The organism is Clostridium novyi NT, from assembly GCF_000014125.1.
Taxonomy (GTDB): Bacteria; Bacillota; Clostridia; order Clostridiales; family Clostridiaceae; genus Clostridium_H; species Clostridium_H novyi.
The window spans coordinates 2,430,502-2,444,858 of the sequence record NC_008593.1; the positions used below are offsets into that span (position 1 = coordinate 2,430,502).

At 29.0% G+C, this 14,357-nt stretch carries 16 protein-coding genes; 3 read left to right on the forward strand and 13 right to left on the reverse strand.

The window, feature by feature from the left end; genetic code table 11:
• The first annotated feature begins 108 nt into the window (after nt 1-108).
• Complete coding sequence (gene ispF / locus NT01CX_RS11285; protein WP_011723180.1) at nt 109-582, forward strand: 2-C-methyl-D-erythritol 2,4-cyclodiphosphate synthase; 474 nt, start codon at nt 109-111, stop codon at nt 580-582.
• 30 nt (nt 583-612) lie between these two features.
• Here the strand turns inward: ispF and NT01CX_RS11290 are convergent, their stop codons facing one another.
• On the reverse strand, nt 613-828 hold the full coding sequence (locus NT01CX_RS11290) for a DUF2922 domain-containing protein (RefSeq protein ID WP_011723181.1): 216 nt from the start codon (nt 826-828) through the stop codon (nt 613-615).
• Nucleotides 829-864: 36 nt separating this feature from the next.
• On the reverse strand, nt 865-1,104 hold the full coding sequence (locus NT01CX_RS11295) for a DUF1659 domain-containing protein (protein WP_242648494.1): 240 nt from the start codon (nt 1,102-1,104) through the stop codon (nt 865-867).
• Between the two features lie 183 nt (nt 1,105-1,287).
• On the opposite strand from NT01CX_RS11295, the gene NT01CX_RS11300 reads away from it, so the two are divergent.
• Nucleotides 1,288-1,671 carry a winged helix-turn-helix transcriptional regulator gene (locus NT01CX_RS11300; protein ID WP_011723183.1) on the forward strand — a complete coding sequence of 128 codons (384 nt, stop codon included), beginning with the start codon at nt 1,288-1,290 and terminating at the stop codon, nt 1,669-1,671.
• A gap of 19 nt (nt 1,672-1,690) precedes the next feature.
• Here NT01CX_RS11300 and NT01CX_RS11305 read toward each other — a convergent pair whose 3' ends face one another.
• From NT01CX_RS11305 to NT01CX_RS11345, 10 genes are all read right to left on the reverse strand, one after another.
• Nucleotides 1,691-2,047 carry a hypothetical protein gene (locus tag NT01CX_RS11305; protein WP_011723184.1) on the reverse strand — a complete coding sequence of 119 codons (357 nt, stop codon included), beginning with the start codon at nt 2,045-2,047 and terminating at the stop codon, nt 1,691-1,693.
• A gap of 12 nt (nt 2,048-2,059) precedes the next feature.
• A complete protein-coding gene (locus NT01CX_RS11310) occupies nt 2,060-3,106 on the reverse strand; it encodes a ParM/StbA family protein (protein ID WP_011723185.1) in 1,047 nt (348 codons plus the stop codon).
• A gap of 268 nt (nt 3,107-3,374) precedes the next feature.
• The gene (locus tag NT01CX_RS11315) at nt 3,375-4,790 is read right to left on the reverse strand and encodes an alanine/glycine:cation symporter family protein (protein WP_011723186.1); all 1,416 of its coding nucleotides are present in this window, start codon (nt 4,788-4,790) and stop codon (nt 3,375-3,377) included.
• Nucleotides 4,791-5,023: 233 nt separating this feature from the next.
• The gene (locus tag NT01CX_RS11320) at nt 5,024-5,377 is read right to left on the reverse strand and encodes a PqqD family protein (protein WP_011723187.1); all 354 of its coding nucleotides are present in this window, start codon (nt 5,375-5,377) and stop codon (nt 5,024-5,026) included.
• Entirely contained in the window at nt 5,361-7,415 is a 2,055-nt protein-coding gene (locus NT01CX_RS11325; RefSeq protein ID WP_242648495.1) for an OPT family oligopeptide transporter, read from the reverse strand. The genes NT01CX_RS11320 and NT01CX_RS11325 overlap by 17 nt, the downstream gene beginning before the upstream one ends.
• A gap of 133 nt (nt 7,416-7,548) precedes the next feature.
• Complete coding sequence (argF, locus tag NT01CX_RS11330; protein WP_011723189.1) at nt 7,549-8,538, reverse strand: ornithine carbamoyltransferase; 990 nt, start codon at nt 8,536-8,538, stop codon at nt 7,549-7,551.
• Between the two features lie 69 nt (nt 8,539-8,607).
• On the reverse strand, nt 8,608-8,763 hold the full coding sequence (locus NT01CX_RS12115; protein ID WP_011723190.1) for a YvrJ family protein: 156 nt from the start codon (nt 8,761-8,763) through the stop codon (nt 8,608-8,610).
• Between the two features lie 40 nt (nt 8,764-8,803).
• A complete protein-coding gene (locus NT01CX_RS11335) occupies nt 8,804-9,409 on the reverse strand; it encodes a DUF1836 domain-containing protein (protein WP_011723191.1) in 606 nt (201 codons plus the stop codon).
• Nucleotides 9,410-10,004: 595 nt separating this feature from the next.
• Entirely contained in the window at nt 10,005-10,646 is a 642-nt protein-coding gene (fsa, locus tag NT01CX_RS11340) for a fructose-6-phosphate aldolase (protein ID WP_011723192.1), read from the reverse strand.
• A gap of 20 nt (nt 10,647-10,666) precedes the next feature.
• A complete protein-coding gene (locus NT01CX_RS11345) occupies nt 10,667-12,040 on the reverse strand; it encodes an HD domain-containing protein (RefSeq protein ID WP_011723193.1) in 1,374 nt (457 codons plus the stop codon).
• A gap of 653 nt (nt 12,041-12,693) precedes the next feature.
• On the opposite strand from NT01CX_RS11345, the gene NT01CX_RS11350 reads away from it, so the two are divergent.
• Complete coding sequence (locus NT01CX_RS11350) at nt 12,694-12,942, forward strand: AbrB/MazE/SpoVT family DNA-binding domain-containing protein (protein WP_011723194.1); 249 nt, start codon at nt 12,694-12,696, stop codon at nt 12,940-12,942.
• A gap of 161 nt (nt 12,943-13,103) precedes the next feature.
• Here NT01CX_RS11350 and NT01CX_RS11355 read toward each other — a convergent pair whose 3' ends face one another.
• The gene (locus tag NT01CX_RS11355; RefSeq protein WP_011723195.1) at nt 13,104-14,318 is read right to left on the reverse strand and encodes an NlpC/P60 family protein; all 1,215 of its coding nucleotides are present in this window, start codon (nt 14,316-14,318) and stop codon (nt 13,104-13,106) included.
• Between the last annotated feature and the right edge of the window lie 39 nt (nt 14,319-14,357).

Sequence of the window (14,357 nt, forward strand, 5' to 3'; positions counted from 1 at the left end):
CTGCAATTTTGTAATTGCAGTTTTTTTTATTACCTTATGTCTTATTAATTAAATTTGTCTTATACTATAATTAATAATTATATAAATTAACTTTAGGAGGATCTTTATATGAGAATTGGTATGGGATATGATGTCCATAAATTGTGTGAAAACAGAAAATTAATATTAGGCGGAATTGAAATTCCTTATGAACTAGGACTTTTAGGTCACTCTGATGCAGATGTTCTTATACATGCCATAATGGACAGTTTACTTGGTGCAGCAGCTCTTGGAGATATAGGAAAACACTTTCCAGATACAGACAATAAATATAAGGGAATTTCAAGCATGCTTCTTTTAAAAGAGGTAGGAAAATTACTTAATGAAAATTCCTATGAAATTATAAATATAGATGCCACTATAATTGCTCAAAAACCTAAAATGGCACCTTATATTAAAGATATGATAAAAAATATAGCCTCTGCATTATGTATTAATGAAAATCAAGTAAACATAAAAGCTACTACTGAAGAGGGACTTGGTTTTACAGGAGAAGGGCTTGGCATATCAAGTCAAAGTATTTGCCTTATAAATGAAAAATAAAAAAGCCCTTCAACATGAAGGACTTTTTTTCTATACATCAATATCTGTTACTGTAGTTTCTACTACCTGCGCTGAAGCTATTTCTACTGGTTTTCCAGCCGCACTTAAAAATACATTTTTATCAATTATAGCATTCATAACTTCTGCTACTGTTTCTTCTTCTATGTCAGGCTTTATATCTTTAACTTTTATATTCATTTTCTTTCCTTTATTAGTTATAAAATTCATTACTAATAACTTACTCATTTTCATACCTCCTTAATAAAGTCATTTAAGCTTAATCTAATTTTTAGTTAATATAGTGTTGTTCTCTCTAAAAACTCTAACATCTTCAAATCTTAAAAGTTTCTTTATTTCAAGTGCAATATCAAATACATCTTCATCTGTTGCTTCCGGAATTAATTTTTGAAGTTTTTGAGTTTTAAAAACATCTCTACCTTTTTCATCAGCTCCAGCAAGGTATTTAAGTACTAACGAGCTTTTATAATTTCTAACATTAATCATATCTACCACTTCCTTCATGTAGTAAATATGCTTATCTTAAAAATTATCTACCTTTTTATAAAAACTTTACAACATGATTTTTATATAGGCTTGTACCTATATTTCTATTGTGGTATATATAATATAGGTATTCTTTTTTACTATAGTACATAAAAAGTTGTATAGTATATAATCTATACTATTATTTAGGGGGTATATCCAATGTCAAAAATATATGAAAAGACCTATTCTTGCGGTATGGAATTAACCATGGATGTAATAGGTGGTAAATGGAAAACTGTTATCTTATGGCACCTTAGAAACAGAACTCTTAGATTTAGTCAATTAAAAAGAAGACTTGATGGCATAACTCAAAAAATGCTTACTCAACAGTTGCGCGAACTTGAAAGAGATGGGCTTGTAAATAGAACTGTTTACCCTCAAGTTCCACCAAAGGTAGAATATAGTCTAACTGACTACGGAAAACATATAATCCCCGTGTTGTATTCTATTTATTCATGGGGAATTAACTATGCAAAAGATTTCGATGTTGATCTTGATATAGACGAAGAAACTCTTAAAAAGATCCTTAAAAGACAAATTTAGGGTGCAAATGCACCCTAAATTATATCCTATTCTCTAATTCTTCATCATCTATTGCCGTCCTAGTTACTTTAATGTTACTGAAATCAGGCTTGACCTCATTTATATCATTTTCGGGCTTTGACATTATAGGTGGTTTACTTGTAATTCCCATGCTTTCAGGTTCTAATGTTGTAATAGCTGAAAACTCATGACTACCATACATATATCTCATATCTAAAAGTTTTTCATCTATACCTTTATTGCCCTCAAATATAAGTCCCTTTAATATCAAATCTTTTATTCTGTCACTTCTATCTCCTTCAATATATTTTAGAAGTTCTTCATTGACTATCCTATCCTTTTTTTTTCGTTCCCCTATATACAGAGAAATTTGCATAGCACCCACCTCCTAAACTGCTTTCCTCTTCCACTTTCTAATTCCTTGCTTAAATAAACCTGATGCATTTTGATTTCTAGTTAAATACATGGCATTTTTAAATTCTTCTTGAAGATAAGGCTTTAATACTGTTGCCCCTCCACCAGTAAATATAATGTTATCTATAAACGGAAATGCATTTTCCCAAACAGTTCTTATTTCGAGTATTATTTTTCTTGCAAGACTTCTATATGCTTTTTGAATTACAGGTGTTAAATCGTATCCTTTTATTTGTCCACTTGCAACTATATATTGAATTTGTCCATCTGATACATTCAAGTGAAGCTCTTGTTCTATGTAATTCTTAATCCACATATAAGCTATATACATTCCACTATTTTTTGTATCACAAAAATCAGACAATGGTTCTAATGCATCTACTAGATATAAATTATGAGTTTTGCCACCTATATCTGATATTGCATTGACTTTTCTTGCAAGGTCTTTATTTGTTAAATTACCTGAGCTATCTAATATAAGATCACATAATGTACCATGAGGTTGTGCTTTTATTATTAAATCTTCTACCTTTACTATTTTATTTTGAAAGTCCTTGTCACCATATAATCTTAATGCTGAATTATGTTGTCTTAACACCTTAGCTTTCATCTTTTCTATTCTTTCTTTATCTAAACTAGCACTTACAGGAAGTCCCATAACAAGTTTTACTCTACTCATAGGCTTCTTGTTTAAAAGGCTTAAATGAGTTTTTAAAAGAATATCGAAGGAAGTATCATCATGCTTGTCCGCTGCACCATTCCACTGAATATTTCTATCCTGCTTTACAGCACATTGTCCAACCAAATATTTAGATCCATTGACCTTAACTTCTATTCTGCTTAACTTATCTATCTTTTCTTCCTGCAAATCATTATCCTTATTATATGATGGTCTCCACGATGTCACATAAGAAGGTGTTACTATCATATTTGTGTCTTCTCCCCTAGATTTTGTGTCTGCATAACCATCATCAATTACTTGTACAGAAAAAGAATCTACAATATTATTTCCTTTTGACATTAATTTTTATCCCCCTTATTTTATATACTATAATGGATTATAATATGTTGTTTGTGTATTCCAATTTATTCCATTATAATTCATTTCCAAAAATTAGTAAATAGCATTTTGTAATTTTTACCATTCAATATTCATAAGTATTAGGTTAAGCTAATTTACAGTGTTATTTTTAAGTTAATTTACATTAATTAAAAAAGACCATTGATAAACAACATTTATCAACAGCCTACTATATATTTAATCTTTATTATTCTTATATATTTTTATCTTAGTCTTCCCAACACTCTGCATTTACTAATCCTTCTATATGACTAGCTTTAAATATAGGATCTTTTCCTTCTTTTTTCTGTCTTGTATAATCTTTTAATACCTTAAATGCTAAAGGACTTAATTTCCAAATAGCAATAAGATTTATAATCGCCATAGATCCCATAAATAAATCTGCTAAATCCCAAACTATTTGAATTTTAGCAACTGAACCAAATAGAACCATTCCTAAAACTGAAATTCTATATGCTGCAAGCCACTTTTTACTACCTTTAAGGAACTCTATATTACTTTCTCCATAATAATAGTTACCAACTATTGAACTAAAGGCAAATAAAAGTATACATAATGCAATGAATGTATTTCCCCAATGTCCAATTTGTGAGCTTAATGCATTTTGAGTAAGTTTTATTCCTTCTAACTTTTTATCCGTATAAGCTCCTGATATTAAAACTATAAATGCAGTACAGCTACAAATTAAAAGAGTATCTGTAAATACACCTAAAGTTTGAATAAGACCTTGTTTTGCAGGATGAGTTACCCCTGCTGTTGCAGCTGCATTTGGAGCACTTCCCATACCAGCTTCATTTGAGAATAATCCTCTTTTAATTCCCATTAATACTGCTGCTCCAAGAGTACCACCTGCTATTTGTCTAATTCCAAAAGCAACATCTTTAAATATAAGTCCAAACACTTCAGGTATATGCGTTATATTTTTAGTTACAACAAATAAAGCAACTAATATGTATGCTATAGCCATAACTGGAACGATAACTTCTACAACTTTAGCTATTCTTTTTATTCCACCAAATATGATTAATGCAGTTACAGAAACTAAAATCACACCAAATACTATTCTTTTTATTCCAAATGCTTCTTCAAATGCTAACGAAATAGTATTTGCTTGAACTGAGTTAAATATAAGACCAAAAGACACAGTTATTAATATAGAAAAGACAATTCCAAGTTTTCTTTTATTAAGACCTTTTTCCATGTAATATGCAGGACCGCCTCTAAAACCGTGTTTGTCTTTAGTTTTATATACTTGTGCAAGTGTACTTTCAACAAAACTCGAACCTGCTCCGATTAATGCAATAATCCACATCCAAAAAACAGCTCCTGGACCTCCAGTTGAAATTGCAATGGCAACACCTGCTAAATTTCCTGTACCTACTCTAGATGCTGTACTTATACAAAAGGCTTGAAATGATGATACTCCATGGTGTTCTTCTTTATTTGATGACATGGACTTACTTGCCCCTTCACCTAAAAGTTTAAACATTTCTTTAAAATATCTTATTTGAACAAATTCAGATTTAATAGTAAAATAAAGTCCCATTAAAATAAGTAGCGCTATTAAAACATAGGACCATAATATATTGTTAATTGATGATATATATTTTGCTAATAGTTCCAATATATCCTTCCCCCTCTTTAGTATTTTTATTATTTTATAGTATTTTTTTATTAATTTATTAATTTTTAATAAGCATATATAACATATTATCAAAAAACATTCCATATTACAATTGTTATTTATTAGAATGTTAATTTTTTTATGTATAAATTATTAATTTATAAAAAACCATACTTTTTACGCATAAATTAAAAGACACCTCAAACATAACATTTGAGATGTCTTAATCTTTATTATCTATTAACAGTAAATTTTATAAACTTATTATTTTTTAATATTTTCAAAAAATACACAGTTCTGTTTATAGCTTCACTTTGTTCTACATTATGTTCCCTCATGAAAACTTCACATAGATTTAATACTGTTTTTTTCCCATCTATATTTCTCCATATGAAACTTCCAATCTCATCAAGATGAACATACAATTCTTTATGCGCTTTTCTAAATATTTTTAAAATAATCTTATCTATTTTACTATTTCTTTTAATTATAATAGTTATACGATTATTATCCTCTTCCCTATCACTGATATAAGAAAGATTTTTATAAGGTATAAATTCTAATAAATTATTATCCTTCTTGTTCATTAAGTTCTTCCGGCTTTCTTATATTAGAATAATAATATAACATAACTATCAATAATACATATGGAATTAAAGTAAACCATCCATTATGAAGAATCTCTATATCCTTACCAAAAGCTAAAGGATTGCCAAGCTTATATTGAGTATCAAAGTAAGAATAAATAGCAAGAATAACTCCCATTAATGAGTCTCCTGCAACAAAACCCGAAGCAAATAATATTCCACTTTCACGTCTTAATGCAAGTTCATATCCTTTCTTCTTCTTTTCTAATATTCCTCTAATTATACCACCTATTATTAAAGGAGTTGATAGAGAAATTGGAAGATATAATCCTATTGCAAATGGAAGTACAGGAATTCCTATCATTTCTATTACAACCCCTATACCAACACCTATAAATATAAGTATCCATGGTAAGTTTCCTGTAAAAATTCCTTTAATTAATGATGCCATAAGAACTGCTTGTGGTGCTGGTAATGCCTTTGTTCCAAGTCCATATGCACCTACTAACACTTTTATAGTAATTCCTATAAATATAGCTGATATTAAAACCCCTATAATTTCTCCAATTTGTTGTTTTCTTGGAGTAGCTCCAACAAGGAAACCTGTCTTTAAATCTTGTGATGTATCTCCAGTTATTCCAACTGCAATACATACTATAATACCAACCATTAATGTTGCTGCCATTCCAGCTTCACCTTTAGCTCCCATTCCCTTTAAAATAAGAGAAGTTACAAGTAAAGTTGCTATTGTCATACCTGAAATTGGGTTATTAGATGTAAGACCTGTCATCTTAGCGGCAACCGGTACAAATAAGAAAGAAAATACTAATACTAATAATCCTCTTACAATACCTAATTTTAGAGGTGGACAAAAGGCTATAAATATGAATATGGCTACAATTAATATAAATACTATACCCATATTGATATCTTCATCTGTTCTTATGACCTTTTCCCCTGAATCATGTGTACTTTTTGAAAGTTGCTTGAATCCAATTCTAAAACTATTAATCATAACTGGTAGTATTCTAATGAAACTCCATACTCCACCGAATATAACTGTTCCAGTTCCTATATATTTTATATAATTTCCCCAAACAGCATATGCATCCATAGTTGAAATTAAATCTGTCGCTGGTGCTATTGGAGATGCAACACCAGAACCAAAATAAGATATTGTAGGTATAAGCACTAACCATCCAAGTACAGCTCCACCAAGCATTACAGCTGAAATTCTAGGTCCCATAACATATCCAACTCCAAGTAGGGCTGGTACAGCTTGTGCTCCTATCCATCCATTTTTAAGTCCTTTTATTCCAACTCCAATTTCTTCTTTCCAAAGTTGAAATCCGCTAGAACAAAGCGTATATAAACCAGCAAGTCCTCCCCCAACAAATAGAACCTTTGCAGAATTTCCTCCAGCTTCTCCAGCTACTAGAACTTCAGCACATGCTGTTCCATCTGGGAAAGGTAATTCTCCATGCTGATCTGATACAAAGTATTTTCTAAGTGGTATTAATATTAAAACACCTAGAGTTCCTCCTAAAAATGCCATTACAGCTATATTAAAAATATTTACTTTCATTCCCCAAATCATAAGGGCTGGTACTGTAAATACTACTCCAGCTGCTACTGATTCACCTGCTGAACCAATAGTTTGAACCATGTTATTTTCAAGTATAGTTCCTCTTTTTAGTATTCCTCTAAGTATTGCCATTGAAGTCACAGCACATGGCACTGATGCACCAACTGTCTGTCCAAGTTTTAATCCTAAATATGCATTGGCAGCACCAAATACAATAGCTAAAAACATACCTAAAATAATAGCTTGTACTGTAAGTTCTGGCATATTTAAGCTTGCAGATACATATGGTTCATACTCATTTCCAGGTATTTTCTCATATGCACCTTGTGATAATGTCCTTCTTTTGTTTTCTTTAGACACAATTAAACTCCTCTCTCTAACAATAACCCCCCTATTAAGTGAATTCTCATCATTGTTAGCCCCATAGAAGAACTCCATTATGTTAAACTTCATTTTAATTATAATTAATTTTTTACATATGTGTCAATCTAAACAAGACATTTGTATTTATAGATTTACTTCTTTATTATTATAAAAGTCATAATATATGTGCATATACTCATCTTTAGTTTAAACTTTAATGTCCTTAAAGAGTTGCAAGTATAATAGCTTTTATTGTATGAAGTCTATTTTCAGCTTCATCAAATACTATAGAATACTTACTTTCAAAAACTTCATCTGTAACTTCTAATGCATTCAATTTAAACTTTTCATATATCTTTTTTCCAATTACAGTTTCTGTATTATGAAAAGCTGGTAAGCAGTGCATGAATTTAATATTAGGATTTTCTGTTTTATTTATAATGTCCATATTAATTTGATATGGATTTAAAAGATTTATTCTATCCTTCCATACACTTTCTTCCTCACCCATAGATACCCAAACATCTGTATATACTACATCCATTCCTTTTACTTTATTTATATCATTTGTAACTTCTATATTTGATCCTGATTTTTTAGCTTCATCCATACACTTTTTAACCAAAGTTTCATCTGGAAATAATTCTTTTGGTGCAATTATCTTAAAGTTCATTCCAACTTTAGTGGCTCCTATCATAAGTGCATTTGCCATATTGTTTCTTCCATCTCCAATATAAGCAAATGAAACTTCATTTAAAGGCTTATTTATATGCTCTTTTATAGTTAAAAAATCAGCTAGTATTTGAGTTGGATGATCTTCATTTGTAAGACCATTCCAAATGGGAACCCCTGCAAACTCAGCTAAGGTTTCAACTACTTCTTGTCCAAATCCTCTATATTCAATACCATCAAACATTCTTCCAAGTACCCTTGCAGTATCTTTTATAGATTCCTTTTTTCCTATCTGAGAACCTAGTGGTCCTAGATATGTAGTATTTGCCCCTAAATCATGTGCTGCAACTTCAAAAGAACATCTCGTCCTTGTTGAATCTTTTTCAAAAATTAAAGCAATATTTTTTCCCTTTAATTCATCACAAATCACTCCATTTTTCTTATCCTGTTTAAGTTTAAGTGCTAAATCTAATAGATATTCTATTTCTTCCTTAGAATAATCCATTAGTGTAAGTAAACTTCTTCCCTTTAAATTTACCATTTAAAAAGCCCCCTTAAATAAATTTTATTAATTATATAACAAAGAGCCAGATACTTTCTGGCTCTTTAATTAACTATCAGTTTTTGATATTTTGTTTATAGCATTAGATAATTTATTAATACTTAATGTAAGGTTTTCTAATTTTCCTTCTATTCTAACTAATAAATAAACAGATACTCCTATAGGAAACCCTACATTTCCTATCAATCCTATTAAAGCTTCCACAAATTATCACCTACCCTCTAAAAGTAGGTATGCATATTAATTATAAATTACTATTTTTTTCTCCATATTCATCTACTATCTTTTTAGCTATCTTCTTTATGGCACTAGCTTTTGCAATTAAACTCATTACTATCAAGAATACTAATATTCTCTCTTCATCAGTTTCTTTTAGTTCATCATATCCTATAAATTCTCTAAGTTTATCTTCATTAAATAAATCTACATTTATAAAGTTATCAAAACTATCATTTTGTATTTTATCAAAAATTTTATACGCTTTTTCCCAAGAAATAATATCATCACTTCTGTCATTTATTTGATTAAATGCAAGTGCAAATACCTTTTTTATTTCATCTGTAGTTAATATAGGTCTCATATAACTCAAAAGAACCAGTTGAGTTAAGTGTAATTTTGTATATCCTCTCTTTTTGCCGTCTTCCGGTTTAGATATTACTTCATTTTTTATATAATTTTGAACTATATTATTTGTATACTTTTCTTCTTCAAATCTATCATTTAAATAATCTATAACTTGAGATAAAAATAAAGAGTATTGTGGTAAGTCCTCATATGTAACTAAACTATTTTTAGATATTTCCTTTGCAAACTTACTTATATTTTCTAAAACTTCTTGACTATTCTTCACTTATAATACCTCCATGTTTCTATTTTGCTAATGATGCTAATCAAACTTCTGTATAATTATGCTAATTACCTATCTATTATAAGTGTTCTTATGTATATAATAACAATTTATATAAAGTATATTGTACGGTAATTATAAACTTATTACAAGTTTTTATAAGTTTCTTTTATATTTCTTTATAGTATCCAAAATTCAACATAATATTTAAGTTTATTAAACCTTGAAATATTAATTGCATTTTTCATCCAATAAATTCCTAATATGAATTATTCACTTTTTTGTACAAGTTATTCACACTTTATGTGGATAACTTGTACAAAACTGTTATTAACTACGTTTCCCAATATTTTCATATGTAAATTTCATACACTTATCCACATTGTCCACAACCCAATGTGGATAACTTGTTAAAAAAATGTGGAATAATTCGATTGATTTTGAGTAATCTCTTTCATTTTTCCCATAATTGTGTCCATTCTGTCGATTTAATTCAATATTCAGTTCTAGTATACTATTTATAGTAAATGTTTACAATAAAATCCCTTATGTACTTTTTAACTATGAGCCTACACTTGGTGTAGGCTCATAGTTAAAGTTATTTACTTTTATTATAATCCTCTAAAAACTTTTCTATTCCTATATCTGTTAACGGATGTTTTATCATCTGCATTAATACCTTATATGGAACTGTTGCAATATGTGATCCTGCTTTTGCAACTTCTAGTACATGCATAGGGTGTCTTATGCTTGCTGCTATGATTTCTGTTTTTATATCATATATTTTGAAGATTTCTGCTATGTCTTTAATACTGCTTACCCCATCCATACCTATATCATCTAATCTTCCAACAAAAGGACTTACAAAACTTGCTCCTGCCTTTGCAGCAATCAATGCTTGTTGAGGTGAAAATATTAACGTTACATTTGTTCTTATTCCCTCTTTAGATAAAATATTTACAGCTTTAATCCCTTCTTCACACATGGGTATCTTTATAACTATATTTTTATGAATTTTCGCAAGATCCCTTGCTTCCTTTACCATGGCATCACAATTCAAACTAATAACTTCAGCACTTATTGGTCCATCTACAATAGAACATATTTCTTCTACAACCTCTTTAAGTTGTCTTCCTTCTTTTGCAATTAATGATGGATTAGTTGTTGCACCATCTAATATTCCCCACTTGCTTATTCTTTTAATTTCCTCCACATTGGCTGTATCAATAAAAATTTTCATTATAAAGACCCCTCTCTTGATTAAAGATTTATTTTATTTAAATATTTTAAAACATCCTCTTTATTATTTAGTTCCTTATAATACATCTTTTTGTAAACATCGTTTAAAATTGTTTTTATTTCTTCCCCTTCTGCTCCTGTAAGTTCGATTACTAATTTTCCATCTATCCAATCAGAATTTATAGCATCTTTAAATTCATTATACTCTTTATATAGCCTTTCTAAAAAGCTTTTAAATATTTTTTCTTCATTATTTGGATCATATAACATTTTAGTAGCATGCATATCGCAAAATGAAAGTGCTAAAATATATTCTACATATTTATTATATCGTAAAAAGAATTTATAAAAACTTTTTTTATAGTTTTTTACATTATTTTTACATAATCCTAAAGGATACATGTGAGCTTCAATTAAACTACATATAAACTTTTTAGCTTCCTTTGGAAAACCAAATTTATTACATATATCCATCATAATTTTTGCCCCTTCTTTATCATGACCTATAAAGCTTACTCTGCCATCTTTCTCTCTATGACAAACAAACTTACCTATGTCATGACAAAAGGCTGCAAAGGAAAAATATTCACTTATTAAAAACTCTCCTATATTATTATTAAATATATTTAATTCTAATCCTTCTATAAAAAGCTCCCCATTTAATAATGCCTTAGAATTTTTATATACTAAATTCATATGCGTAAATGCGTCTTCTATATGATATTTACATCTTCCCACAGTTTTTAATTCATCTATGTATGGAAGTAAGTTCTTTAACACTCCAAGAGTATCTAATTCTTCAAAAGCTCTTCCGAATTTATCACATTTAATAATCTGCATAAATTCATTAAAAATTCTTTCCTTTGGAAACTTCATTATATTATGTTTATTGTCTATAATCTGTTTTTCACATTCTTTACTAAAATGCATGCCGTATTTAATAGCAAATCTATAGGCTCTTAAAATCCTTACACTATCATCACTTATACTATTTTCATTTACAGTATGAATAAGTTTAGCATTTAAATGCCTTCTTCCATTAAAGGGATCAATTATTTTGTTATCTATAAGCTTTAAAGCTATCGCATTAATAGTAAAATCTCTTTTACTTAAATCTTCTTCTATTGATTCACCCTTAATCAGTGCAATATCAACAGTAATATCATTTAAAATAGCCCTATATATTTGTTGTTCATCTTTTAAAGTAACTATATGAAACCCATCCATTGTTAATTTATCTAAAAATAATTTAATGTCACCATTATATATAATATCTAAGTCTTTTGAGGCTTCCTTTGTATTTAATAATTTGTCTCTTATGTATCCTCCTATTATATAAACCTCTCCACCAACTTCCTTTACTGCCTTTTTTATGTTTTCAATTATATTTACCATACTTCCACCTACCAATTATATAATTTTTAATTATACCATAATATATATGGTTCCCTTTATATAATAAAACACAACTTAATTTATACAAAACTACTCTTATTTAGTTATTAACTTCAAATAAAATTTTTCTTATTTTTTACAATTAACAAAAAGTTCACTATATACAATGTGTAACCGTTTGCATTGCCAGTAATTTATTGAGATTTATTTCCTGTTAATATACTATAAATTCCATAAGTATATACTTTATCCTTATTTTCAAACTATTATTTTACATATAATATTACTTTTTCGACATTGCGAAAATCATTATCCATTAAATTACTATTTTATTCGTTCAAAAACACACATATTAGATTTTACAATATATTACTTAATTTTTAATAGTTTTTTAATAAATTTTTCACAAATCATTGATTTATCTAGGCTTCACACAATAGTAAATTTTTGTATATTAATATAAAAATTCTATTGACTTTTGAATAAATTGGTAGTATATTAACTTTAGATGGAATTTGATAAGAAATTTGTAACAAAATCAAAAAAACATCATTTTATATATTGACTTGTTTTGTCATATTTGTTATTATTTAAAAAGACCAATGTCGAACTATGTAAAAAACTTATTTAAATATATCAAGGAGGATTTTGTAATGAAATCAACAGGAGTAGTTAGAAGAGTAGACGAACTAGGAAGAATTGTTATCCCAATAGAATTAAGAAGAACTTTAGATATAGCTGAAAAAGACGCATTAGAAATCTATGTAGATGGTGAACAAATCATCTTAAAGAAATATGAACCAGCTTGTATTTTCTGTGGAGATGCTAGAAATGTTATAAACTACAAAGGCAAAAACATCTGCAGAAACTGCTTAGAAACTTTAAAAGAAGAAGCTAAATAGATCTTTTTATAAAAACCCCTTAATTTTTCAATTAAGGGGTTTTAATTTTTTTATGCTTTACTTAACTTATTGAGTTATATACCATTAACCCAAAAAAGGCATCTAATATTCTAAAATATAAAATATTAGATACCTTTTTTACTATATTTAATTTTCTTTAATTACATAACTCTTCTTGCACAAGCATAGTCAGATCTTCCTGATAATGAACTTACTTTAACAACATCACCTGTTCTTGGAGCATGTATGTAACATCCGCCTCCTACATATATACCAACGTGGTGAACTGGGCTACCAAAGAATACTAAATCCCCTGGTTGTAAGCTATTTCTTGATACATAACTTCCTGTACCTGATTGAGAACCTGATGTTCTTGGAAGTCCTATTCCAAAGTGTGCATAAACATAACAAGTAAATCCTGAACAGTCAAAAGAATTCGGACCATTTGCTGCCCATTTATATGGTACTCCTAGGAAATTATATGCATAACTAACTATTGCATTTCCTGAAGCTGGTGCAGAACTTCCTCTTGATGGTCTTGATGCAGGTCTTGAAGCAGGTTTTGAAGCTTGTGATGAACTAACTTGTGCTCTGCTACTACTAGATGAACTTGTTGAGCTTTTAGTTGCTACTGGTGCTACACTAGCAGACGCTGCAGCTTGTTGTCTCATTTGTTCAATTGCTTTCATTGTTGAATTTATTTGTGCTTGGTCTGTTTGTAATTTTCCAGCATATAAAGCTTCTTCTTTTTTAGCTTGTAGTATTATTGCATCTTGAGCTTTTTTATCTTGTTCACACTTTTTAACTTTTTCTTCTTGAGCTTTGTTTAGTGTAACAACCTTATTTTGTTCTGCTTTAAGCTTGTCCTGCTTTTGTTGTAAATCTGCTTGTTTAGTTCTTAGTTGTTTTACTATTTTCTTATCTAAATCACTTATTCTTTTAACAGCTTGTACCTTTTGGCATAAGTCTCCTAGGTTTTCAGCTCCAAGAATTACATCTAGGTATCCACCTACACCACCATTCATGTACATAGTTCTCATTCTTTGGTTGTATAATTCTTGTTCTTCTTTGATATCAGCTTTAGCCTTTTGGATATCCTTTTGTGATTTATTTATATCAGTTTGTAATGAGCTTATTTTTGATTTATTTGCTTCGATTTCTCTCATTAAGTTTTCTATTTGATTATCATAACTTTCGATTTTAGAATTTAATGCACTAACTTTATCTTGAGCGTTTTTATAATTTATTTGATTTTGTTGTAAGCTATTTTGTTGTTGTTTTAATTTATCAGATAATGGACTTGCAATAACTGATGTTGTACTCATTGTAACTAACAATACCGCTGTAGCTACAACAGATGCTATTTTCTTATGCACTTTAAATCATCTCCTCTACCAATCTTTTTACATTTTCCA

Bases quoted from the DNA above. Each gene is read 5' to 3' on its own strand.
- argF (WP_011723189.1), bottom strand. From the start codon at position 8,538: ATGGTAAATTTAAAGGGAAGAAGTTTACTTACACTAATGGATTATTCT.
- ispF (WP_011723180.1), top strand. From the start codon at position 109: ATGAGAATTGGTATGGGATATGATGTCCATAAATTGTGTGAAAACAGA.
- NT01CX_RS11320 (WP_011723187.1), bottom strand. From the start codon at position 5,377: ATGAACAAGAAGGATAATAATTTATTAGAATTTATACCTTATAAAAAT.
- NT01CX_RS11300 (WP_011723183.1), top strand. From the start codon at position 1,288: ATGTCAAAAATATATGAAAAGACCTATTCTTGCGGTATGGAATTAACC.
- NT01CX_RS11305 (WP_011723184.1), bottom strand. From the start codon at position 2,047: ATGCAAATTTCTCTGTATATAGGGGAACGAAAAAAAAAGGATAGGATA.
- NT01CX_RS11310 (WP_011723185.1), bottom strand. From the start codon at position 3,106: ATGTCAAAAGGAAATAATATTGTAGATTCTTTTTCTGTACAAGTAATT.
- fsa (WP_011723192.1), bottom strand. From the start codon at position 10,646: ATGAAAATTTTTATTGATACAGCCAATGTGGAGGAAATTAAAAGAATA.
- NT01CX_RS11295 (WP_242648494.1), bottom strand. From the start codon at position 1,104: ATGAAGGAAGTGGTAGATATGATTAATGTTAGAAATTATAAAAGCTCG.
- NT01CX_RS11345 (WP_011723193.1), bottom strand. From the start codon at position 12,040: ATGGTAAATATAATTGAAAACATAAAAAAGGCAGTAAAGGAAGTTGGT.
- NT01CX_RS11290 (WP_011723181.1), bottom strand. From the start codon at position 828: ATGAGTAAGTTATTAGTAATGAATTTTATAACTAATAAAGGAAAGAAA.
- NT01CX_RS11350 (WP_011723194.1), top strand. From the start codon at position 12,694: ATGAAATCAACAGGAGTAGTTAGAAGAGTAGACGAACTAGGAAGAATT.
- NT01CX_RS11325 (WP_242648495.1), bottom strand. From the start codon at position 7,415: ATGAAGTTTAACATAATGGAGTTCTTCTATGGGGCTAACAATGATGAG.